The organism is Aureivirga sp. CE67 (assembly GCF_015767245.1).
Lineage (GTDB): Bacteria > Bacteroidota > Bacteroidia > Flavobacteriales > Flavobacteriaceae > Aureivirga.
This window is the reverse complement of the sequence record NZ_JADOTV010000001.1, coordinates 630,699-654,623: the sequence shown is the minus strand read 5'-3', so window position 1 is coordinate 654,623 and position 23,925 is coordinate 630,699. Positions and strand designations below refer to the sequence as shown.

Here is a 23,925-nt window from a genome sequence, read left to right as displayed (position 1 = left end):
CACGGTAGTTTTTTGAATATTTTATTCTTAAAAAGCAAGTTTTTAGTATTTATTAAAAAAAATGTTAAATGTTAAAGAAACCTTAAAATATGATATTCTCAAGTTTTGTGCAATAATTTTTTTGAAAAAATTGTAGTAAATGAAGTTTGAAATTAAACTTATAAAAAAAGTAAAATGCTTGAAAAAGAGATGAATATTTTTAGTTAATTTACAGTAATAAAATTAAAAAATTGAATGAATTATGGATGAAAACATAATAAGCCAAAACCAATCCATAGAAAATTGGATAAACAGTAGTTTTAATACAGAATTAAACACTGAAGACATATTACCAATAAAGGATTTTACTTTATTATGGAATATATACGAAGATAGATTATTCAATAGAGATTATCATTATAGCAAATTAAAAGAAGTGATTTTAGGTACTTCTTTAATCGATAATGATATTGATGAGTGTTTTAATTACTTTAAAGAGCGTTATGTTTTTGGATGTGAGCTTAGAGAATTGAGATTTAGCAAACTAAACTTACATCCAAACTCACAAGAATTATTAAAAAATTATTTTTTAAACTCAGAAAGTTTAAATGTAAATGAAAAAGCTTATTGTGTAGCTGTTATTGTAAAAGCATACAGAAATAATCTTTTTCATGGTTCTAAGAATTTTGTGAATTTAAACACACAAAGTCTAAATTTTAAATTTGCCAATGTTTTTTTAAAACTAATTTTAGAGAGAAATATTAACATAGTGATTGATCAAGGAAATAATATATGAAAGATAAAGAAAATGTATTCAAGGATAGAACTGTAAGATGGTTTATAGGTTTACCATTATTTTTTTCTATTATTTCAGTCATTTTAATTTATGAAGAAACCATGTATTTAAGTCTTACAAAAGATGGGTTTAAAAATTTTATGGAATGGTTTCAATTCCCACTTTACACAGCAGCCTTAGCATTTCCATTGGGTGCTTTTGCTGTATCTAATTTTAGAGCAAAACAAATGCATAAAAGTATTGAAACAGCTCAAAAAAACATTGAATTAGCACAATCTCAAAATACTTTTAATAACTATTACAGACATCTTGAAGAGTTCAAAAAAAGATTAGAAAAACTTGAAGAGAAATTTGGAATTTCTTTTTTTGATAAAACTGAGTTGTATCATTCTTTATTCCCTGATAATTCTCCTAGATATTTAAATATTAATGGTATATCAGATGATGTAAATAAGATAATAGAAACATTCTACCAGGTCAAGAAAGCTATTGAAGAATATCATAAAGAGTTGGAAGGTGGTATTTTAAAGAAGGACGAAATTATAACTTTATTAAGAGAAGTATTACCAAAAATGGCAAAGGTTGAAAATAAATTAAGAATAAGATATACAGAACAACATGTTATAGAACAAAAAATATATGATAATAATGATAATATTTGTTCAGTTAGATTTTTTTTCGAGCATACAAATCTTCTTAATATGCTTATAGTTAATGAAATTTTGAAAAGTTTATGTAGTTTTTGTTTTTATAAAGAATATAAAGAATTGCGTACTGCAGAGAATAAATTATTTATAGATAAATTTAATAAAGAATATGTAAATGATTATAGATTACAATTAAGTAGAAAAAAAGACTAACAATCATTTAAAAGTTAACAAATAATTTTCTACAAAGTATAATCTCTAACGGATTCAGGAAAACGATTTTTGTATAAATAATTATTTTGTGTAAGATTTATTAACGAAAAGGGAAAAATTCAGAATAAAAAAAAGCCTCTTATTTGGAAGCTAAGAGGCTTTAGACAATTTCAGTTTGTGGACCCAGAAGGGCTCGAACCTTCGACCCCCTGATTATGAGTCAGGTGCTCTAACCAGCTGAGCTATGGGTCCCTGCGTATTGCGGTTGCAATATTATGACATTTTTTTAATTCAACCAACTATTTTATTGATTTTTTTTATCATTTTTACTAACTATTTGATAAACAATATGTATTATTTGTATTTTTTCCTAAAATAAATCTTTTGTATTTCTTTTTTTAAGATTAATAAGCATATATGTTTACAAAAAGAATCAATACTATCGCTAGAACTACTATTTTTTAGTTCTTTTTCCGAAACATCAATTCGGTAGAGTAGGTTCAAATAATTTGTGTAGTCATGAATTAGTAAATGATGAATCGTTTGGTAGAGTTCTTTTACTAAATCTTCTGGGGAAGTTTCGTTTTCTATAGAAATAGAAACATTTACAAGCTGAAAATCTTTGATGATTTGTTTTACCAAAATTTCATACAAATTTTCAGCTTGTAGATGGTGTATAGATTGTAAAGTATTTTTTTCTTCTTTGTTCAAATTATACATTTCTTTTCATCAAGAAATTTCCAAAGTCGATCAAAATTTGCTTTTTCTCTGTGTCAATCTGCATTTGCTCTAGATATTCGAAAGCTTTTTGCGTATAGTTTTCGATTTCATCTTGAATCATTTTTACAGCACCAGTTTCTTCAAACAGATTTTTTACTGCTTCGATTTTAGTTTCCTGATCTTGGTTTTCTTCTGTATATAAATTTAATAAATTTTCGCTTTGTTCAGAAGTAGCATTTTCCAATGCTTTTAAAACAAGATAAGTCTTTTTGTTTTCGATGATATCTCCACCAACTTGTTTCCCGAAAGTTTCAGGGTTTCCGAAAGCATCTAAATAATCATCTTGTAATTGGAAAGCTAAACCTAGATTTAAACCAAAATCATAAATACGTTGTTTATCATCTTCAGATGCACCAGCAATGATTCCACCCATTTGTAGGGCAGCAGCAACTAGAACAGAAGTTTTAAGTGTAATCATTTTCATGTATTCTGAAAGCGTTACATCTGTTCTTGTTTCAAAATCCATATCCATTTGCTGACCTTCACAAACTTCTAGAGCCGTTTGGTTGAAAACACGCATTAGCTCTTTATAGATTTTAGGTTCGTAACTTTCTAAAATTTGGTAAGCTAAAATAAGCATTGCATCTCCAGAAAGAATTCCAGTATTGATATCCCATTTTTCATGAACAGTTTCTTTTCCTCTACGTAGAGGAGCATCGTCCATGATATCATCGTGAATCAAAGTAAAATTGTGAAAAACTTCGATTGCAAGAGCTACATCAAGTGCTTTTTTAGGGTCATCACCAAAGGCATCTGTACTTAAAAGTGCTAAAATCGGTCGAAGTCTTTTTCCTCCTAAATTTAAGATATAGTTAATTGGAGCATAAAGATTTACTGGTTCTTTTTCTATAGATTTTCCTTCCAAATGCGTTAGAAAAATCGATTTATATCGTTCTATATTCAAAGTATCTTCTGTTTAAAATAGTACACAAATATAGATACATTTTTAGACATATAAATTATTCTAAAAAAACTTTGGAAACTTTTTTGGTATTTAAAGTTTCCTGTTGTACTTTTGCCCCGTTATTTTAAATCAATTTAAATAATTGTGAAGGATGAAATATTAAATAAAGCAGGATTTATGTTCTTAAACTACGGGTTTAAGAGTGTAACCATGGATGATATTTCCAAAGAATTGGGGATTTCTAAAAAGACGATTTACAAGTATTTTGGAAACAAAGAAGAGCTTGTAGATGCATCGACTGAGTATGTGCACGTTCAAATAAATAATATTATTACAACGATGACTTCTCAAGGTTTTGATCCGATAAAGGAAAATTTTGAGATTAAGAAGATGTTTAAAGAATTGTTTAAAAATTCGAAAACTTCTCCAATGTATCAGTTGAAAAAATATTACCCGAAGACTTATGCAAAGTTAATTGAGAGAGAGTGGTGTATGTTTTCGGATTGTGTGCAGAGTAATATTCAGAGAGGAATTGAACAAGGACTTTACAGAAAAGAAATTGATATTGATGTAATATCTAGATTTTATTTTTCTATTGTTTTTGGTATTCATGAAGCAGAATATCATGATCATGAAAAATATGATTTAGCACATTTAGAATCTGAAGCATTAGAATATCATACGAGAGCTATTGCAACAGAAAAAGGATTGAAAATATTAGTAGAACAATTAAATAAACACTAACTATAAAATGCGCAAAAACGTAAAATACATTTTTATTCTATTTGCTTTCATGCAAATGTCAGTTTTCGCACAAGGATCTCAAAGTTTATCATTAAATGATGCTGTTGATTTAGCATTGAGAAATAACTTTGATATTCGTGTTGCAGAAAATGATATTAAAGCAGCAAAGAAAAAGAAGTGGGAAACTACGGCAACAGGTTTACCGCAAATTGATATTAGCGGAAACTTTACAAACAACCTTAAACAACAAGTATCGTTGATTCCGGCAGAAGCTTTTGGTGGTACTCCTGGACAGTTTGAGGAAGTAACTTTTGGAACTAAATATACAATGGGAGCTACTGCAACTTTAAATCAGTTGATTTTTGATGGTTCTTATATTGTAGGTTTACAATCAGCAAAGACGTATTTACAAATTTCAGAGCAAGCGAAGCAAAAAACGAAGTTAGGGATTCGTGAGGCTACAATTAATGCTTATGGAAATGTTTTAATTGCTGAAAGAAGTATTACTATTTTAGAAAATAACAAAGAAGCTTTAGAAAAGAATCTTTTTCAGGCTAAGGAAATTTTCAAAAATGGATTGAACGAAGAGGAAGACGTAGAGCAGTTACAAATTACACTTTCTACGGTAGAAAATCAATTGAACAGAGCGAATCGTTTACGTGATATTGCATATCAAATGTTAAACATCACTTTAGGACAAGATGTAAATACTCCTCTTTCTTTAACTGAAAACATTGACGTATTAGTTGTTGAGAATATTGATTTCAGTTTGATGACTACAGATTATAATTTAGAAGATTTAATTGATTATAAAATTGCTTCAACAGATCGTAAATCAAAAGAACTTTTATTGAAATTAGAAAAGAGTAGAGCGTTACCATCACTTACAGGATTTTTAAATTTTGGATATTCTGGTAACTCAAATGAGTTTAATTTTCATGAAAAAGAGCAAAAATGGTTTGATGCTTCAGCACTTGGTTTAAGATTAAATGTACCAATCTTCAGTAGTTTTGGTAGAGATGCTAAAACGAAACAAGCTAAGATTGCTTTAAATACTGCTGATATTAAATTGGAGAATGTAAGACAACAATTAAAATTAGGAGTAGATCAGGCAAGAACAGAATACCAGTTTAGTATTGATCAATTTAATACTTCTAAGCAAAATTTAAAATTAGCAGAAAGAATTGAGACGAAGCAACAAACAAAATTCTTCGAAGGGATTTCTACTAGTTTTGATTTATTACAAGCTCAAAATCAGTTATACACACAACAACAAAATTTACTGCAAGCAATGCTAGAAGTTATTTCTAAAAAAGCAGCATTGGAAAAAGCTTTAAATGTTACTGTTCAATAAAAATTTAATTTAGGAAAAAATGAAAAAAATATATAGCGTAGTTTTATTAACGGCTTTATTAGCTTCTTGTGGATCTAAAGATGGTGAGAAGACTGTTGATGAAGTAATAAAAAGCAAAGATTTAAAAGAAATCAATGCTAAGAAAGATGCAATCATGAAAAAGTATGATGCTCTTTATACAGATATTGCAAAATTAGAAGAGGCAGTAGCTAAATTAGATACTGTAAAACAACACCCGATTGTAACTTCATATCAAATAAAGTCTCAAGAATTTAAACACTATGTTGACATTCAAGGAGATGTTCAGACAAAGGAGAATATTGTAATTTACCCTGAAACTTCTGGAATTTTAAGACAAGTTTTAGTTTCTGAAGGACAAAAAGTAGTAAAAGGACAAACGCTTGCTATTGTAGATGATGGAGGTTTAAGCCAACAATTAGCACAGTTAGAAGTGCAAACTGCTTTAGCAAAAACTACTTTTGAAAGACAAGAGAAATTATGGAATCAAAAAATTGGTTCTGAAATTCAATATTTACAAGCAAAAAGTAACTACGAAGCACAACAAAAAGCGATTGAGCAAATTAAAATTCAGTTAGCAAAAAATACTATTAAAGCTCCAATTTCTGGGATTGTAGATGATGTAATTACAGAGCAAGGAAATGTTGTAGCTCCAGGGCAAAGTCAGTTAATTCGTATTATTAATTTGGATAATATGTATGCAAAAGCTGAGGTGCCTGAAACTTACTTAAGTAAAATTAAAAAAGGAACTGAAGTTATTGTTTCTTTCCCTTCTCTAGGAAAAGAGGTTCCTGCAAAGATTAGATTAGTAGGGAACTATATCAATCCAAATAATAGAACTTTTACTGTTGAGGTAGCATTACCAAATAATGATCATATGATTAAACCAAACTTAATTGCAAGTTTAAAAATCAATGATTATACAAATGAGAATGCAATTATTATTCCTGATAATATTATCCAAGAAAATGCAAATGGAGAAAAATACATTTTTGTATTAAAGGATAAGAATGCTAAGAATGAAGCAAATTTAGAAAAACGTAAGATTAAGACAGGAGAAAATTATAATGACTTTATTGAAGTGATCGAAGGTGTTGCAAATAATGAAGCTGTTGTAGAAGAAGGAGCAAAATCGATGCGTGAAGGGTTAACGGTAAAGGTTAAATAATAATAATCGAATTTATTTCAATGGAAAATAACATAAAAAAATATTTCGGAATTTCATCTTGGTCAATCAACAACCGAATGACAGTATTTGTAATTATGGCAATACTTTTAATCGGTGGTTTGATGTCTTATATGAATCTTCCTCGTGAGGCTTTCCCTGAGATTGTAGAATCTAAAATATACGTTAGTTCTATTTATCCAGGAAATGCGGCAGAAGACGTTGAGAAGTTAATTACAAAAGAACTTGAAGACGAGATTAAAAATATCAGTGGTGTGGATAAAATTACTTCAAATTCTTTACAAGATTATTCAATGGTCATGGTAGAATTTGATCAAGATATTACACCAGAAGAAGCAAAATTAAAAGTTCAAGATAAAGTTGATATTGTTAAGGGTAAGGATGATTGGCCTACTTTGGATTCTGGAGCGAAAGTAGAACCAAATGTGTTTGACTTGAATATTTCGGAAGCAACGCCAATGTTGAATATCAACTTAACTGGAGATTTTACAAAACAACAATTAAAAGATTACGCAGAGTTTTTAGAAGATGAAATCGAGGATTTACCAGAAATTAAAGAGGTAGATATTCTTGGAGTTCAAGATAAAGAAGTTGAGGTAGCTGTTAATATTGATAAAATGGCAGCAGCAAATGTTTCTTTAGGGCAAGTTATTCAGGCTATTAAAAATGAAAACGTAACAATTTCTGGAGGTAATATTGTAACGAATGATCTTAAAAGAAATATTCGTGTAATTGGAGAAATTAAATCACCTGAAGAAATTGAAAATTTTGTAGTTAAAAGAGAAAACGGATTAGTTTTCGTTAAAGATATTGCAAAAGTAATTTATCGAGAAAAAGATAAAACAACGTATGCACGTGAGTATGAACAACCAGTAGTGATGCTGGATGTGAAGAAGAAAAGTGGTAAAAATATGATTGTTGCTGCGGAGCAGATTCGTGATATTGTTAAAAAAGCAAAAGCAGAAACTTTCCCAGAACATTTAAATATTTCTATTACGAATGATCAGTCTACAAAGATTGAAGCACAGGTAGCAGAATTAGAAAATAGTATCATTTTTGGTATTCTTTTAGTTGTTGGAGTTCTGATGTTCTTCTTAGGGTTCCGTAATGCAATGTTCGTAGGAATTGCGATTCCACTTTCTATGCTAATGTCATTTATGATTCTTCCAATGATTGGAGGTTCAATGGATATGAATATTACATTAAATACAATGGTTCTTTTCGCATCTGTAATGGGGCTTGGAATGCTTGTAGATAATGGAATTGTGGTAGTTGAAAACGTATATCGTTTGATGGATCAAGGAGTTCCTCGTATGGAAGCAGCAAAACAAGGAGTTGGAGAAATTGCTTGGCCAATTATTGCTTCTACAGCAACAACACTTGCAGCATTCTTACCTTTAGGTTTATGGCCAGGTGTAATGGGTAAATTCATGATTTATTTCCCATTAACATTAGGTACAGTATTAGCTTCTTCTCTTTTCGTTGCCTTAATTATTAATGCAATGTTGACTTCTGTATTCATGAAAACAGAGGAAAAAGAAATGACAAAAGCATCATTGATTAGAATCAGTGGAGGTTTAGGGATCTTTGGAATCTTATTGACAGTTTCAGGGTTATTTGCAGAAGCTTTAACTTATAAAGATGGAGATTCAGAATTCAATATATTATTGATGGGAATTGGTTCTTTATTATTAGTTGTAGGATTAGTTTCAAGTTTTATTGGTTGGAAAAACCGTTCTAAAACAGCTTTATTAAAGAAAGGAATGGGAATGATTGCAATGGCTTTACTATTAATTTTAGTAAGTAATGGTTCAGCTAAAACATTCTTTGGATTTGGAAACTTATTTATCCTTTTAGCTATTTTACTTTGGATTCATAAATATTTCTTACTACCAGCATCAGAAACGTTCCAGTTTAAACTTTTACCAGCTTTAGAAAATAAATACGAGTCTTTCTTGAAATTTGCTTTAAGAGGAAGTAACTCTTATAAATTCTTCTTTGGTACTTTTGGATTGTTAATTTTATCTTTTATAGTATTTGGAATTTCAAATATTAAAACTGAATTCTTCCCAGCAAATGATCCTAATCAGGTAATTGTTTATATCGAATACCCTGAAGGAACAGATATTGAAAAAACAAGAGAAGTTACAGAAAGTATTGAAGGAAAAGTAATTGATGTACTTAGTGAATATGATGTTGAGAAAGATGGAAAACCATATAATTATATGGCAGAATCTATCATTTCTCAAGTTGGTCAAGGAGCAGGAAATCCACAAACTGATGGAGGAGCTTCTAATGAAATGCCTCAAAAAGGAAAAGTTACTGTTATGTTCCGCGAGTTTAAATACCGTAGAGGAATGGACAGTAAAGAAGTTATGGAAGATATTCGTGAAGCTGTAAAAGGTTATCCTGGAGTTTCTGTAATTGTAGATAAAAATCAAGATGGACCACCTCCAGGTTATGCAATTAACTTAGAGATTAGTGGAGAAGATTATAATGAATTAATGGAAGTAGCATCTGGAATGCGTGATTTCATTAATCAACAAAATATTCCTGGAATTGAAGAGTTAAAACTGGATGTAAACGTAAATAAACCAGAATTGGAAGTTTATGTAGACAGAGAAAAAGCAGGAAGATTAGGCGTAAGTACAGCGCAAATTGGTATGGCACTTCGTCAGGCAATTTATGGTATTGATGCTTCAACATATAAAGATGGTAAAGATGATCATGATATTTATGTTCGTTTTGATAATGATAGTCGTTATAACGAGGATAAATTATTTAACCAATCGATCACTTTTAGAAATAATCAAGGAAAACTTATCAGTGTACCAATTTCTTCAGTAATTTCGAAAAGAAAAACAGCTACTTTTAGTTCAATTAAGCGTAAGAATACAAAACGTTTAATTACGGTTTACTCGAATGTATTAGGTGGGTTTAATGCAACTGAAGTTGTTGGTAAAATTGATAAGTCAATCAAGAACTACAAACTTCCAAATAATGTAACCTATAAATTTACAGGGGAACAAGAAGAGATGCAGAAAAATATGAGTTTCCTTTCAAAAGCGTTACTTATTGCCATTGCACTTATCATGCTGATTATTGTAGCACAGTTTAATTCGATCTCAAAACCAGTTATTATTATTACTGCAGTAATCTTGAGTTTTATAGGTGTGTTATTTGGATTAGTTCTTTCAGGAATGAGTTTCGTAGTAATTATGACAATGCTTGGTATTATTTCACTTGCCGGAATTGTTGTAAACAATGCCATCGTACTGATTGATTATACACAACTTTTAATTGATAGAAAGAAAGAAGAGTTAAACTTAGGAGATGACGATTTATTAAGCGTTGACGACTATTTTGAAGTTATCGTTGCAGGAGGTAAATCACGTTTAAGACCTGTATTATTGACTGCCATCACTACAGTTCTTGGATTGATTCCTTTAGCTGTTGGATTTAATATCGATTTCTTTAGCTTATTCACTGAGTTTGATCCTAAGATTTATTTTGGAGGAGATAATTCAATTTTCTGGAAGCCTATGTCTTGGACAATTATTTATGGTCTGACATTCGCTACTTTCTTGACTTTAGTTATCGTACCTGTTATGTTCTATTTATTAAATCGAGCTAAGGTTAGATTCAAAGAAAGTTAGAATTAAATTCTTAGTTAGTGAGTCTGGAAAAAGGTTGCTTCTTTATAGAAGTGACCTTTTTCTATTTTATAAAGGTTTGAAATTAAATTGCTTAACTGTTTTCAGTGATATTAATTAATGTAATTGGTGAAATAGCTGATATTCAATGAGATAACATTTTTTTAATGTTTGATATTAAAAAAAAAAATGTAGATTTGTCACATCAAAATCAAAATAAGTAGCTCCCCGCAACAATTGTTTAACGCAATTGACTTGATTTAAATTTATAAAGTTTTTTTATAAGCTTCCCCACAATAAATTTATTACATAGGTCATGTTTATGAATTAATATCATGAATAGATTGATTTGTGCATTAATATTTTTATTAATACCAATTTTTACATATTCTCAAAATATAAATTCTTCAAATAGTGAAGGAAATGATAATGATATTGTTTCTGATCAATTAGGAGAAAATAATCAAATTACCACTAATCAACTTGGTGATGCAAATTTTTCACATGCAGTACAAGTTGGTATTTATAATGATTCAGATCAAGAACAAATAGGTAATTCTAATTCTGCTTCAATTTATCAATCAGGAGATAATAATGATGCTAATCAAGAACAGATAGGAGATCATAATTTTCAAGATATAAACCAGATTGGTGATTATAACGAATCTGAACAAGAGCAAATAGGAGATTTTAATTCTGCTATAAATACCCAAGAAAATGCTCAAAATTTCTCAGATCAAGAGCAAATAGGAGATTTAAACCAAAGTATTTCTATTCAAAATGGATTGAGTAATATTTCTTCGATTATTCAAATAGGAAATAATAACGAAAGTAATTCTTCGCAAATGGGAGATTACAACTACCAAGATCAATACCAAGAAGGAGATCATAATTTTAATAATCTACAACAGATTGGTGATCAAAATTTGTCTTATCAAACGCAATTCGGAAACTCAAATTTTTCAAATCATAGGCAAGAGGGTGAATTGAATTATTCTACTGTAAATCAAGAAGGAAATTTGAATACGAATCAAGGAGAACAATTAGGGAATAATAATAAGTCTTTGATCAATCAATTAGGGGATTCTAATAACTCGATTATTTATCAACATCAAGCCGGAAATGCTTTAGGAAACGAAAGTATAATTTATCAAGAAGGTACTGAAAATACTGCAGATGTTGATCAAGATACTATTTAATGAACAACAATAAAAATTTAATATATAACTAGTAACAATCATTAATTATGAAAAAAAACGTTTTAAGTTTAGCTATTTTATTAGGGGCTTCAGGTTTTATGTATGCTCAAAATACAAGTGATGTTAATTCAAGAGGAAATGCGAATAATGCTACTGTTTCTCAGTTAGGAGAAGACAATGATTCAGATGTGGATCAAGATGGAGATATGTTAGCTATTGGTGGAGATTCTAATAATGCAGAAGTTAGTCAAATTGGAAGTGCTAATAAATCATCAATCAAATCTTTTGGAAATACTAATGATGCCTTAGTAAATCAAACAGGAACTTCAAATGATGCAAAAATCAGACAAGGTTCAGGTTATGCAGAAGATAATTTTGCCATTTCAAACCAAATTGGAGCTGATAATACATCTTTTCAAAAACAAACTTTTGACAATAATGAAGCTTATACTGATCAAACAGGAGATGAAAACTGGGCAAGACAACGTCAAAACTCTGGTCCAAATCAATCAGTAGGAAATTATGCTGAAATTGATCAAGTAGGAAATGAAAACTGGGCAGATCAAAAGCAAGTTGGAAATTCAAATGATGTATATTCTTATCAATTAGGAGATGGAAATACTTCTGATCAAATTCAAGAAGGAGACTCTAACTTTGGAGGTGTTGATCAAATGGGTTCATTAAATACTTCAACACAAGTACAAACAGGAAATTCAAACGATGCTTATTCTTATCAAGTAGGAGATGCTAATACAGGAACATTAAATCAAACAGGAGATTTTAATGAGGCTGGTATTGATCAAGTAGGAAATACAAATGTAGCTTCTCAAATTCAATTAGGAGATTCTAATTATGCTCATGCTGATCAAGATGGTAATTCTAATGCTATTACTCAGACTCAAAATGGAGATGATAACGACAATGATGCTCATCAAATAGGATCATTCAATGTGTCAACTCAAACTCAAGTTGGAAACGAAAATGATAACTATTCAGAGCAAAATGGAACAACAAATGTTTCAACTCAAACTCAGGTAGGTGATTTTAATGAAACTTATGCTATTCAAGATGGAGTAACAAACGTTTCTACACAAACTCAAGCTGGAAATGAAAACTACGCAGATGTTTATCAAGTAGGATCTTTAAATGTGAATTCTCAATCACAAATTGGAGATTTAAACAATGCAGGAACATATCAAACTGGAGCTAGTAACGTTACTGTTCAAACTCAAACAGGTAATGATAATATGACATATTCTTCTCAAACAGGAGATGATAATATTGCAACTCAAACTCAGGTTGGAGATTTAAATATGTCTTATGTTGATCAATTAGGAAATGGAAATGAAGCTATAAATGTTCAAGAAGGAATGAGCAATGAAAGTGATATTGATCAAACAGGAAATGATAACTATACAGAAGCTGAGCAATTTGGAAATTATAACATGAGTGAGGTATTCCAAACAGGAGATAATAACTCTGCTGATGTATACCAGTTACAAGATGGAACAGCTGCTGGAAACATGAGTACTGTTAACCAAAATGGAACTGGAAATACTGCTGTGGTAACTCAAGATACTGATAATATTTAATTTTCCAATTATATATTAATTTTTGACAACTAAAGAGGTTATCACCTGATAACCTCTTTAAAATATGAAAAAGAAGAAATTACTACCCATTAAGAAAATAACCAATTTAAATAAAAACAAAAAAATACTATTTGATTAGTATAACATTAATTATGAAAAAAACAGTTTTAAGTTTAGCAGTTTTATTCGGTGCAACAGGATTTGTATGTGCTCAGAATACAAGTGATGTTTCATCAAGAGGGAATGCAAACAGTGCAACAATTACTCAAACAGGTGAAAACAATGATTCAGATGTAAATCAAGATGGAGATATATTAGCAATAGGAGGTGACGCAAATGTTGCTACTGTAACCCAAACAGGAGATTCAAACAAATCTTCTATTGAATCTTTAGGAGATCGTAATAATGCGACTGTGAATCAAGTAGGTTCAGGAAATGACGCTTATATCTTACAAGGAGCAGGAAATGCTGAAGATAATATGGCTTCTTCAAACCAAACAGGACTTGATAACCAATCTATTCAAACTCAGTATTATGATAATAATGTAGCAACTATTGATCAAACAGGAGATGAAAACTGGGCAAGACAACGTCAAAATTCAGGACCTAATCAGTCAGCTGGGAATACAGCAGATATTGATCAAATAGGAAATGGAAACTGGGCGGATCAAAAGCAGGATGGAAACGGAAACTGGACTTATACTCTTCAAAGTGGTGATGATAATTCTGCTGATCAAAAACAAAATGGAGATAACAATTATGGATATAATTATCAATTTGGAAATTCTAATAATACAACACAGAATCAAGTTGGTAATTCAAATTTAACTTACACTTATCAAGATGGAGATTTAAACTCTTCTATTCAAGAACAAACAGGAGATTCAAATTTTGCAATAGCAGCTCAAGTAGGAGATTCAAATACAGCAACACAAATTCAAACAGGAGATTCAAATTATGCAGAAGGTTTCCAAACAGGAAATTTCAATACATTCTCTCAAACTCAAACAGGAGATTCAAATCATGCTCATGTTGACCAAACAGGAGATAGAAATGTAGCAGCACAAACTCAGTTAGGTGATACTAATGAATCTTATATCGATCAATTAGGAAACGATAATACTGCTATGAATTTACAAGAAGGAATTGATAATATGAGTGATATTGATCAAACAGGAGGTAATAATTATTCTAATGTTGAGCAATTTGGAAATGCAAATGAAAGTGGTGTTTTCCAGATAGGAGATAATAATTCAGCTGATGTAAATCAATTACAAGATGGTACTGCTGCTGGTAACATGAGTACTGTAAACCAAAATGGAACAGGAAACACTGCTACAGTAACTCAGGATACAGATAATATTTAATTTTCCAATTATATATTAATTTTTGACAACCGAGAGGCTATCGACAGATAGCCTCTTTTTTGTTTTAATAATTATTTAGAATAATAGAATCTTTATTTTTTAGTTATATCTTTCGAGAGATTATTAATTAAGGTTTATGGATAGGTTTAAAGAAATATTTACTCCAAGAAAAATAGTTGCTTTTATATCATTAATTGTTGTTGCTTTAATTTTATGGAACACTTATGACTTTTTTCAAAAATTTAAACAAGAAGAAAGAAGTAAGATGGAAATTCTAGCAGGAGCATTTGAAAAAATAAATACTATAGAAGATTTAGATGCAGATGTAAGTTTATATGAATTTATTATCAAAAAGAATATCAATATTCCTATGATTGTAACAGATATAGATGGCCAAATCGATATCTGGAGAAATTTGAAAATTACTGAAAATAAGTATTATACGGAATTGGATGAAAGTTCAAAAGAATATTTGAATTCTCAACTTCGTAAAATGCAGAATGAAAATGAGCCAATTCATATAAGTTTTGTTGAAAATAAAGAACAAATTATTTATTACAGAAATTCAGATCTATTAAATAAACTGACATTCTACCCTATAGCTTTAATTTTTATTTTATTCCTGTTTTCGACAGTTATATATCTTTTCTTCAAATCATCTAAAATTGCGGAACAAAACAAACTTTGGACAGGAATGGCAAAGGAAACCGCACATCAGATTGGAACACCACTTTCTTCTTTGGTTGCTTGGATTGAATTATTAAAATTTGAAGATATTGACGAAACTATAGTTCCTGAATTAGAAAAAGATGTAAATCGTTTAAATACAATTGCAGAGCGTTTTTCTAAGATTGGTTCTGTACCTGTTTTAGAAAATCGTCCAATAAAAGAAATTACCCAAAAATCAATTGAATATTTACAATCGAGAGTTTCTAAACAAGTGAAGTTTACGTTGAATTTAAATTGTCGTTCAGAAACTCAGATAAAATTAAACGAACAACTTTTTGGTTGGGTTATCGAGAATTTAGTGAAAAATGCAATTGATGCAATGCAAGGAAAAGGTGCACTAAATATTGATATGACAGAAAATTCAAAATTTATAGAAATATTAATTACAGATACCGGAAAAGGAATTCCAAAAGCATTAAGAAAGAAAGTTTTTTCTCCAGGATTTACAACAAAAAAACGTGGTTGGGGTCTTGGACTTTCCCTAGCGAAAAGAATTATAAACGATTATCATAAAGGAAAAATATCCATAAAGAAATCAGAAGTAGGAAAGGGAACTACATTTAGTATCATATTAAAAAAGGAGCTTTAAAAGCTCCTTTTTGTTTGAAATATGTTCTCTATAATGAATTAAATTTTTCAGCGATTAAAGCAGCTGTTTCTTTAAATTCTTCATCAGATAATTTTTCTTTTTTCATGAACTGTGCATCCTCCATTTTGTGTAAAGGAATTAAATGAACATGTACATGAGGAACTTCCAATCCAATTACTGTCATTCCGATTCTTTCACAAGAAATTACTTCTCTCATTGCTAAAGCGATTTTTCTACTGAAAGCCATTAAATCTAAATAATGCGCTTCGTCCATATCAAAAATCTTATTGATTTCTTTTTTAGGAACCACTAATGTATGTCCTTTAGCATTTGGGTTAATATCTAAAAATGCAATAAACTGATCGTTTTCTGCAACTTTATGACAAGGAATTTCTCCGTTGATTATTTTAGTAAAAATTGAACTCATTTTTTAGGTTTTTTGTAAAAATAAAAAAAGTCCTTTAGTTAAGAGCTAATTTAAATTTGTATCGGAATTGTTTTATAGCTTATTGAAATAATATTTTGAAGGCTTTTTTTGAGTTCATAGCTGGGCTACGAACGAAATAAAAAGACAAAAAATAGATTTAAAGAAGTGTATAAAAGTTTTTGATATAAATTTAAATTAGCTCCATAAAGGACTTGATATTTTGCATTCTCGAAAGGATTTAATTTTATGCTCTTGAAATCTCCATAATTTCGAAATTCATCATTCCGCTAGGAACTTTGATTTCAGCGATTTCTCCAACTTTCTTTCCTAAAAGACCTTTTCCAATAGGAGAGTTTACAGAAATTTTTCCAGCACGAACATCTGTTTCAGAATCCGCAACTAATGTATAATTGAATTCCATTCCATTTGTAGTGTTTTTAATCTTAACACTAGAATGAATTAAAATTTTTGAAGTATCTAATTGTGATTCATCAATGATTCTTGCACTTGATACTACTTGCTTTAATTGAGCGATTTTAAACTCTAAAAGAGATTGCTCTTCCTTTGCAGCATGATATTCTGCATTCTCACTCAAATCTCCTTTATCTCTTGCATCTGCGATTTCTTGAGAAACTCTTGGTCTCTCAACATTTTCTAAATGCTCTAATTCCTCTTTTAATTTCTTAAATCCTTCTTCTGTATAATATGAAACTTTACTCATAACTCGTCTTTTTATTAAAATAGAAAATCCCATCTGAATCGTTCAGAATAGGACCAAAAAACCAAATATACAAATAATTTGTAAATTGCAGCGTTCTAAGAAAGTGTATTTGTTTTACACAAAATTTTATTTAGAATTTAATAGATTTATAAAAAATGAAAAACGTATTTATTGTATTTATATTTAGTTTGTTATTCATGTCTTGCGAAGAAAATGAAACGAATGATAACTTACCAAATTATAACGTAAACCTGAATTTAAACCTAAGAAATCCAGAATTTATTTCTCTAAGAACTCCAGGAGGAATAGCTTATGCGCAAGGAGGAATTCAAGGAATAATTATTTATAATGTAAACGGAAAAACTTTTAAAGCTTTCGAAAGAGCTTGCCCACATTTGGATGTGAATTCTTGTAATGCAATGACTGTAAAAGGAAGTACAAGATTACTTTGTCCATGTGATGATAGTGAGTTTAATATTTTAAATGGTTCGCCACTTTCAGAAGGTATTACATCTTTCGCAAGAGAATACCGAGCAACTTATAACCAAGCAACCGATATGTTGCGAATCACAAATTAAAAACATAAAAAAGCGACCTAGATATCTAAGTCGCTTTTCTTTTTTATTTCTTCTCGAAAATTATTCTGAAACTTGGAAAGTAGCTCCACTTGCAGTTACAGATCTATCGATTTTACGCATTAATCCTTGTAAAACTTTACCAGGACCAACCTCGATAAACTCAGAACCACCATCAGCTACCATTTGTTGTACAGATTGCGTCCATCTTACAGGAGCAGTTAATTGCTTAATTAAGTTTTCCTTAATCTCCGCAGGATCTGTTACAGCACTAGCAACCACGTTTTGGTAAATTGGACAAGACGGAGTTGCAAAGTTTGTTTCTTCAATTGCAGCAGCTAATTCCTCACGAGCAGGCTCCATCATTGGTGAATGGAAAGCTCCACCTACAGGAAGAACTAAAGCTCTTTTAGCTCCTTTTTCTTTCAATGCATCACAAGCCTTGTTGATTGCTTCGATTTCTCCAGAAATTACTAATTGTCCAGGACAGTTATAGTTAGCAGCAACTACTACACCATCGATAGAAGCACAAACTTCCTCCACAACTGCATCTTCTAATCCAAGAACAGCAGCCATTGTAGAAGGTTGCATTTCACAAGCCTTTTGCATCGCCATCGCTCTCTTAGAAACCAAACGTAACCCGTCTTCAAAAGATAAAGCATTACTTGCTACCAACGCCGAAAATTCTCCTAAAGAGTGTCCAGCTACCATTTCTGGTTTAAAATCTTCTCCTAAAGTTTTTGCTAAAATTACAGAATGCAAGAAAATTGCAGGTTGCGTAACTTTAGTTTGTTTTAAATCTTCTGCACTTCCTTCGAACATGGTATCCGTAATAGAAAACCCTAAGATATCATTCGCTTTTTCGAATAATTCCTGTGCTATTGTTGAATTTTCATATAAGTCAAGACCCATTCCCGAAAACTGAGCCCCTTGACCAGGGAAAATATATGCTTTCATCAATTTTAATTTAAATTATTGATTGACAAAAATAGCAAAACAATTTTAAAGAGCTGTTTTTTAAAGAATAGTTATTAACAAAGTTTAGCAAATATAAACTCACTATGCTTATTCTATGGGCGTTCCCTTTCGCTTCCTCTACGCTCCAGCTTCAGGTTGGGCTTTCCGTTTTTAGTTTTGTTCTTCAAAAAAAGAATTTCTAGGTCATCCGTGGGCTTCCGTTGGTCGCCTCCGTTTCCCAAGAACTTCTAATTTTTGAAAAACAAAAGCTAACCACTCCAATCCCTAACGCAAAAAAACATTCCATATAAACACAAAAAAAGCGATAAATCCATTAGTATATATAATGAATTTTACCGCTTTAATTTTAATATTTTCAAAGAAGAAAATTACCAAATTCCCCTCTCGAGAGGGGCTAGGGGTGTGTTTCAAATCAAAACAAATAATTTGATTCGATTTCAAACAAGACAATATTTACTCTTTAATATTAATTTCCCTAAAACTTTGCCTCCAAAATTTCTTCCATTTCTTTTTGAAGCTCAGCTGCTTTTTGTTTTGCTCCTTCAGCGAAATTTTCTGTGTTATCCGCATAAATAATTCCACGAGAAGAATTGATTAAAAGACCGATTTCGTCCGTTAATCCATATTTACAAACATCTTGAAGATTTCCACCTTGCGTTCCAACTCCAGGAACTAATAAGAAATGATTTGGAACAATCTTACGAATATCTTCGAAATAACTCGCTTTTGTAGCTCCAACTACAAACATTAATTGCTCCGAGTTTTTCCAAGTTGTAGCAGTTTTTAAAACTTCTTGATAAATAAAAGTATTTTCTGGTGTTTTTAAACCTTGAAAATCCAAACCTCCTTTGTTTGAAGTCAAAGCAAGAAGAATCGTGAATTTATTTTCAAAAGCTAAGAAAGGCTCTACAGAATCGCTTCCCATGTAAGGAGCAACAGTAACAGAATCGAATTCTAAATCTTCAAAAAATGCTTTTGCATACATCGTTGAAGTATTTCCGATATCTCCACGTTTTGCATCCGCTATAGTGAAAACTTCCGGATAATTTTTGTTCAAATATTGGATAGTTTTCTCTAAAGATTTCCAACCTTTGATTCCGTATGCTTCGTAAAATGCGGTGTTTGGTTTATAAGCTACAGCCAAATGATGTGTAGCGTCGATGATTTGTTTGTTGAATTCGAAAATTGGATCTTCTGTTTCTAATAAATGTTTAGGAACTTTATTTAAATCTACATCCAGTCCGATACAAAGAAAAGATTTCTTCTTTTTTATCTCTGCGATTAATTCTTGTTTTGTCATGTTGTGTGGTTTGTGCAAAATTAATGTTTTCTTATGTGCTGGAAAAATGCCTTTCAAAATATCTTTAATTCAAAAATAATCTGATATTTGTATATCTAAAAACGGAGAAACATTGTTGAGATTTATATTTAATAAAGTTATTTACGGAATTTTCACTCTTTGGGGAGTTGTGACGGTTATTTTCTTATTGTTTTATATTCTTCCTGGAGATCCTGCTAGGATGATGTTGAGCGAAAGAGAAGATAGTGAGCAATTAGAAATTCTTCGAAAAAAATATGGATTTGACTTACCTAAGTCTACGCAATATCTTTATTATTTAAATGATTTATCTCCAATTTCTTTTCATAGTGACAACAAAGAATCCTTTACAAATCTAGAAGCACATGATTATTCTTATACAAAACTATTACATGTTTCCGATTTTGATGTGGTTTTAAAAGCACCATATCTACGAGATTCTTTTCAGAAAACAGGAAAAAGCGTTGATTCTATTATCGCCGAAACTTTGCCAAATACAGCAATTCTAGCCGTTGCTGCTATTTCTATAGCTTTATTTATCGGAGTAATTCTCGGAGTAATTTCTGCTTTGTATAAAGATTCTGTTTTTGATAAAACAATAGCCATTATCAGTACTTTCGGAATGTCAATTCCTTCTTTCTTTTCTGCAATTCTTTTTGCTTGGCTTTTCGGATTCGTATTGCATAAATACACAAATCTAAATATGTCAGGAAGTTTGTATGAAGTAGATGATTTTGGAAATGGAGTTTTTATTCAATGGAAAAACTTGATTCTACCGGCTATTGTTCTAGGAATTCGTCCACTTGCCGTGGTTTCACAGTTGATGCGAAATTCACTTTTAGATGTTTTAAACCAAGATTATATTCGTACAGCAAAAGCAAAAGGACTTTCTTCTTTTAAAATAATAAAAAATCATGCATTAAAAAATGCGATGAATCCTGTGGTTACAGCAATTTCAGGATGGTTTGCTTCGCTTCTTGCAGGAGCTGTTTTTGTAGAATATATTTTCAACTGGAATGGTTTAGGGAAAGAAGTTGTAAATGCATTAAATACTTCCGATTTACCAGTAATAATGGGAAGTGTTCTGGTGATAGCTACTATGTTTATTATAATTAATATTTTTGTGGATATCATTTATACTTGGCTAGATCCAAAAGTTCGATTAAACTAAATTTCATATAAAAATAAACACTCAATAGAGATGAGAAAAAATATTGTTGCAGGAAACTGGAAAATGAATTTGACACTTTCTGAATCTGTTTCCTTAATCAAAGAATTAAAAACGAAAATCAACGCAGATTCTTTACCAAATACAAGAGTAATCGTTGCTCCAACTTTTGTGAACTTATACGCTGCTACAGAAGCTGTGGAAGATACAATCATTGAAGTTGCTGCACAAAATATGCACTTTGAAGATAATGGAGCTTTCACTGGAGAGATTTCAGGAAAAATGTTACAAGAAATCGATGTGAATTCTGTTATTATTGGACATTCTGAAAGAAGAACTTATTTCGGAGAAACAGACGAAATTTTAAAGAAAAAAGTAGAAAAAGCGATTGCAAATAATCAAGAAGTTATTTTTTGTTTTGGAGAACAATTAGAAGAAAGAAAAGATGGGAAACACTTTGAAGTTGTTGCTTCTCAGATTGAAAAAGCACTTTTCGAATTGGATGCTGAAAACTGGAAAAATATCGTTTTAGCTTACGAGCCAGTTTGGGCAATTGGAACAGGAGAAACTGCAAGTCCTGAGCAAGCACAAGAAATTCATGCGTATGTTCGTAAATTTATTGCTGAAAATTATTCTTCTGAATTAGCGGAAACAATTTCTATTTTATACGGAGGAAGTGTAAAACCAGGAAATGCAAAAGAAATTTTCTCTAAGCCAGATGTAGATGGAGGATTGATTGGTGGAGCAGCTTTAAAAGCAGATGATTTTACTGCAATTGTGAATGCTACGATTTAAAAAATAAAGAAAATCCAGAGAATTTCTATTCTTTGGGTTTTCATTTTATAAAATAATTTACACACCCCTAGCCCCTCTCAAGAGGGGAAATAATAGGATTTTATAAGATTAAATGGAATTTAAAGAACAAATAATTACTTATAAAGATCGAGTTGTTTTTATCAAACTTTCGATGCCTTATTTCAACAGAACATTGAAACATTATGTGGAAGATGAAGCATGTTTTATGTTTGTAAATAAAGGAGAAGTGAATATTCGTTCTCAAGAAAATTTAATCACTTTAAACAAAAATCAAGGATTATTGGCAAAATGTATGAACTACTTTTTTGAACCAATAAATGGAAAGAAAAATCAATGTGATAATGAGATTGAATCTGTTGGAATTTTTCTTTATCCTTCTTTGATTAAAGATCTTTTTGAATTCGATATAAATTCTTCCAATTATTCTTTGGATTATAATTTAAAGCAAATTCAGATTGATAAACTTCTGGAAAATTATCGAGCTAGTATTGATCTTCTTTTGGATAATCCAGAACTTGCCGATGAAAGTATGATTAAAACTAAATTGAAAGAATTTATCTTATTGATTACAAAATCTCAAGAAATTCCTTCGCAACTTGATTTTTTGGCTGCACTTTTTAAGCCAAATGAAGTTGCTTTTAAAACTACAATTCAAAATAATCTATACGCAAATTTGTCGCTAGATGAATTAGCTACGCTTTGTCATTTAAGTGTTTCTTCTTTTAAAAGAAAATTTAAAGAAGTATTTAATGACAGTCCAAAACAATATATTTTAAAGAAAAAAGTAGAAAAAGCTGCCGAGCTTTTACATAATAAAGAGTTGAGAATTTCTGATGTCGCCTTTGATGTTGGATTTGATTCTTTGGCTACTTTTAACCGAAACTTCACTAAAATTTTCAAAAAAACACCTTCAGAATACCGTTTGAGCTAAAATGATCAGTTTTTGAGCTGAAACAAGAAATTCAGCCAACGTCTTTTCAGGAACTTTGTCATGTAATTGAAAAGATAAAATCATGAAGAATTCAAAAGTATTAAAAATCTTCCTTGTTATTTCGGGATTAATTCTCGCATTTATAGGAGGTTCAACGTTGATTATTCCAACAGAAATGAAAACAACTGCTGCAATTGAAATCAATGGAAATGTAAATTTATTAAATGATGTGAGAGCTTTCGGGATGTTAGTTCTTTCTGTAGGGATTTTGACAATTTCTGGAGCATTTAATAAAAAATTGACTTTCACTTCTAACTTAACATCTTCTTTGCTTTTTCTAACATTAGGCTTAGGAAGATTAATAAGTATCATCGTAGACGGAATGCCAGTGGACAGTTTGCAAAAAGCTACGGGACTAGAGTTTGTATTAGGAATTATTGGATTAATTCTATTTCTAAAAAATCGTAATAAACAAGAGTAGTAAAATTTAAAACAAAATATGATGAAATCGATTTTTAAAATAGGATTATCCTTAATTCTTATTGCATTCTCCACACAAATTTTCGCACAAAAAAAGGATAAAAAAGTAATTGAATTTTCTGTAGAAAGAATCATTAATGCTCCAGTAGAAGATGTTTGGAGAGTTGTTGGTGAAGATTTTGGAGCAATTGCAAATTCACATCCGAAAATTGTTAGTTCAGAATACAATCAAGGGCATATTACAGGAGGAGTTAATGCTTCTAGAAGATGTAATTTCAATGAGGAAGGAACAAAGTATTTGGAAGAAAAACAGATCGAATTTGATGCTGTAAACCACACTTTCAAAGTGAAAATTTACCACACAGATGGAATTCCATTAAATACAGATTATACTTATGGAATTTATAAAGTGGAGAAAATTTCTGAAAAACAATCGAAACTAAAAATGACCATGATTTTAAGAACAAAACCAGCATTTTTAGGGTGGATTGCAAAAGGTCAGTTCAAAAAAGATATCGCGGATTATCTTTTGGCTGTAGAACATCATGTACTTACGGGTGAAATCGTGAACAAAGAAAATTTTAAAGAGATAAAAAAGAAGTATAAAGGTTAGACTTTTTTTGGATTAAATCTTTAAAAACGTAATTAATATTTTAAAAACATCACGGTTGAATTTTTGAAATCTGTACATGTATTATTATCCCCAAATCCCTCTTTTAATTGAGAGGGGTTTTTCAAAAATTATTTTCTACTCAAAACCG

General features: G+C 30.5%; 22 protein-coding genes and 1 tRNA gene. 16 read left to right on the top strand and 7 right to left on the bottom strand.

Features of this window, described 5'->3' with window-relative positions:
- Window positions 1-241: 241 nt before the first annotated feature.
- Together I0K12_RS02880 and I0K12_RS02875 are read left to right on the top strand one after the other, a co-directional pair.
- Complete coding sequence (locus tag I0K12_RS02880) at window positions 242-775, top strand: hypothetical protein (RefSeq protein ID WP_196885387.1); 534 nt, start codon at window positions 242-244, stop codon at window positions 773-775.
- Window positions 772-1,635 (top strand): hypothetical protein, encoded by an 864-nt coding sequence (locus I0K12_RS02875; RefSeq protein WP_196885386.1) that lies wholly within the window; start codon window positions 772-774, stop codon window positions 1,633-1,635. The genes I0K12_RS02880 and I0K12_RS02875 overlap by 4 nt, the downstream gene beginning before the upstream one ends.
- 178 nt (window positions 1,636-1,813) lie before the next feature.
- Here I0K12_RS02875 and I0K12_RS02870 read toward each other — a convergent pair.
- From I0K12_RS02870 to I0K12_RS02860, 3 genes are all read right to left on the bottom strand, one after another.
- Window positions 1,814-1,887: transfer RNA gene (locus I0K12_RS02870), tRNA-Ile, on the bottom strand.
- A gap of 102 nt (window positions 1,888-1,989) precedes the next feature.
- Window positions 1,990-2,355, bottom strand: coding sequence for a hypothetical protein (locus tag I0K12_RS02865; RefSeq protein ID WP_196885385.1), 366 nt, complete (start codon window positions 2,353-2,355; stop codon window positions 1,990-1,992).
- On the bottom strand, window positions 2,348-3,319 hold the full coding sequence (locus tag I0K12_RS02860; RefSeq protein ID WP_196885384.1) for a polyprenyl synthetase family protein: 972 nt from the start codon (window positions 3,317-3,319) through the stop codon (window positions 2,348-2,350). Before I0K12_RS02860 ends, I0K12_RS02865 begins: the two co-directional genes overlap by 8 nt.
- Before the next feature lie 144 nt (window positions 3,320-3,463).
- Between I0K12_RS02860 and I0K12_RS02855 the strand changes: the two genes are divergently transcribed.
- From I0K12_RS02855 to I0K12_RS02820, 8 genes are all read left to right on the top strand, one after another.
- Window positions 3,464-4,063, top strand: a complete 600-nt coding sequence (locus tag I0K12_RS02855) for a TetR/AcrR family transcriptional regulator (RefSeq protein WP_196885383.1) — start codon at window positions 3,464-3,466, stop codon at window positions 4,061-4,063.
- 7 nt (window positions 4,064-4,070) lie between these two features.
- Window positions 4,071-5,417 (top strand): TolC family protein, encoded by a 1,347-nt coding sequence (locus tag I0K12_RS02850; protein WP_196885382.1) that lies wholly within the window; start codon window positions 4,071-4,073, stop codon window positions 5,415-5,417.
- Between the two features lie 19 nt (window positions 5,418-5,436).
- Window positions 5,437-6,603, top strand: coding sequence for an efflux RND transporter periplasmic adaptor subunit (locus I0K12_RS02845; RefSeq protein ID WP_196885381.1), 1,167 nt, complete (start codon window positions 5,437-5,439; stop codon window positions 6,601-6,603).
- Window positions 6,604-6,623: 20 nt separating this feature from the next.
- The gene (locus tag I0K12_RS02840) at window positions 6,624-10,277 is read left to right on the top strand and encodes an efflux RND transporter permease subunit (RefSeq protein WP_196885380.1); all 3,654 of its coding nucleotides are present in this window, start codon (window positions 6,624-6,626) and stop codon (window positions 10,275-10,277) included.
- 332 nt (window positions 10,278-10,609) lie between these two features.
- Complete coding sequence (locus I0K12_RS02835) at window positions 10,610-11,473, top strand: hypothetical protein (protein WP_196885379.1); 864 nt, start codon at window positions 10,610-10,612, stop codon at window positions 11,471-11,473.
- A gap of 47 nt (window positions 11,474-11,520) precedes the next feature.
- Window positions 11,521-13,065: a hypothetical protein gene (locus I0K12_RS02830; RefSeq protein WP_196885378.1), complete on the top strand. Its 1,545-nt coding sequence runs from the start codon at window positions 11,521-11,523 to the stop codon at window positions 13,063-13,065.
- 152 nt (window positions 13,066-13,217) lie between these two features.
- Window positions 13,218-14,432 (top strand): hypothetical protein, encoded by a 1,215-nt coding sequence (locus tag I0K12_RS02825; protein WP_196885377.1) that lies wholly within the window; start codon window positions 13,218-13,220, stop codon window positions 14,430-14,432.
- Window positions 14,433-14,568: 136 nt separating this feature from the next.
- Window positions 14,569-15,750, top strand: a complete 1,182-nt coding sequence (locus I0K12_RS02820) for a sensor histidine kinase (protein WP_196885376.1) — start codon at window positions 14,569-14,571, stop codon at window positions 15,748-15,750.
- Between the two features lie 28 nt (window positions 15,751-15,778).
- Here the strand turns inward: I0K12_RS02820 and I0K12_RS02815 are convergent, their stop codons facing one another.
- Together I0K12_RS02815 and greA are read right to left on the bottom strand one after the other, a co-directional pair.
- The gene (locus tag I0K12_RS02815; RefSeq protein ID WP_196885375.1) at window positions 15,779-16,177 is read right to left on the bottom strand and encodes an HIT family protein; all 399 of its coding nucleotides are present in this window, start codon (window positions 16,175-16,177) and stop codon (window positions 15,779-15,781) included.
- A 244-nt stretch (window positions 16,178-16,421) separates the two neighbouring features.
- Window positions 16,422-16,898: a transcription elongation factor GreA gene (greA, locus tag I0K12_RS02810; RefSeq protein ID WP_196885374.1), complete on the bottom strand. Its 477-nt coding sequence runs from the start codon at window positions 16,896-16,898 to the stop codon at window positions 16,422-16,424.
- 155 nt (window positions 16,899-17,053) lie between these two features.
- Between greA and I0K12_RS02805 the strand changes: the two genes are divergently transcribed.
- Window positions 17,054-17,476: a Rieske 2Fe-2S domain-containing protein gene (locus I0K12_RS02805; protein ID WP_196885373.1), complete on the top strand. Its 423-nt coding sequence runs from the start codon at window positions 17,054-17,056 to the stop codon at window positions 17,474-17,476.
- Between the two features lie 60 nt (window positions 17,477-17,536).
- Here I0K12_RS02805 and fabD read toward each other — a convergent pair whose 3' ends face one another.
- Together fabD and pyrF are read right to left on the bottom strand one after the other, a co-directional pair.
- On the bottom strand, window positions 17,537-18,430 hold the full coding sequence (fabD, locus tag I0K12_RS02800) for an ACP S-malonyltransferase (protein WP_196885372.1): 894 nt from the start codon (window positions 18,428-18,430) through the stop codon (window positions 17,537-17,539).
- Window positions 18,431-18,926: 496 nt separating this feature from the next.
- Window positions 18,927-19,751 carry an orotidine-5'-phosphate decarboxylase gene (gene pyrF / locus I0K12_RS02795; protein ID WP_196885371.1) on the bottom strand — a complete coding sequence of 275 codons (825 nt, stop codon included), beginning with the start codon at window positions 19,749-19,751 and terminating at the stop codon, window positions 18,927-18,929.
- A gap of 112 nt (window positions 19,752-19,863) precedes the next feature.
- Between pyrF and I0K12_RS02790 the strand changes: the two genes are divergently transcribed.
- The 5 genes from I0K12_RS02790 to I0K12_RS02770 all read left to right on the top strand — a co-directional run bounded on the left by I0K12_RS02790 (window position 19,864) and on the right by I0K12_RS02770 (window position 23,777).
- Window positions 19,864-20,940, top strand: a complete 1,077-nt coding sequence (locus I0K12_RS02790) for an ABC transporter permease (protein ID WP_196885370.1) — start codon at window positions 19,864-19,866, stop codon at window positions 20,938-20,940.
- A 30-nt stretch (window positions 20,941-20,970) separates the two neighbouring features.
- Window positions 20,971-21,732: a triose-phosphate isomerase gene (gene tpiA / locus I0K12_RS02785; RefSeq protein ID WP_196885369.1), complete on the top strand. Its 762-nt coding sequence runs from the start codon at window positions 20,971-20,973 to the stop codon at window positions 21,730-21,732.
- 112 nt (window positions 21,733-21,844) lie between these two features.
- On the top strand, window positions 21,845-22,684 hold the full coding sequence (locus tag I0K12_RS02780) for a helix-turn-helix domain-containing protein (RefSeq protein WP_196885368.1): 840 nt from the start codon (window positions 21,845-21,847) through the stop codon (window positions 22,682-22,684).
- 82 nt (window positions 22,685-22,766) lie between these two features.
- Window positions 22,767-23,165 (top strand): DUF4345 domain-containing protein, encoded by a 399-nt coding sequence (locus I0K12_RS02775; RefSeq protein ID WP_196885367.1) that lies wholly within the window; start codon window positions 22,767-22,769, stop codon window positions 23,163-23,165.
- A gap of 21 nt (window positions 23,166-23,186) precedes the next feature.
- A complete protein-coding gene (locus tag I0K12_RS02770; RefSeq protein ID WP_196885366.1) occupies window positions 23,187-23,777 on the top strand; it encodes an SRPBCC family protein in 591 nt (196 codons plus the stop codon).
- The last annotated feature ends 148 nt before the right edge of the window (window positions 23,778-23,925 follow it).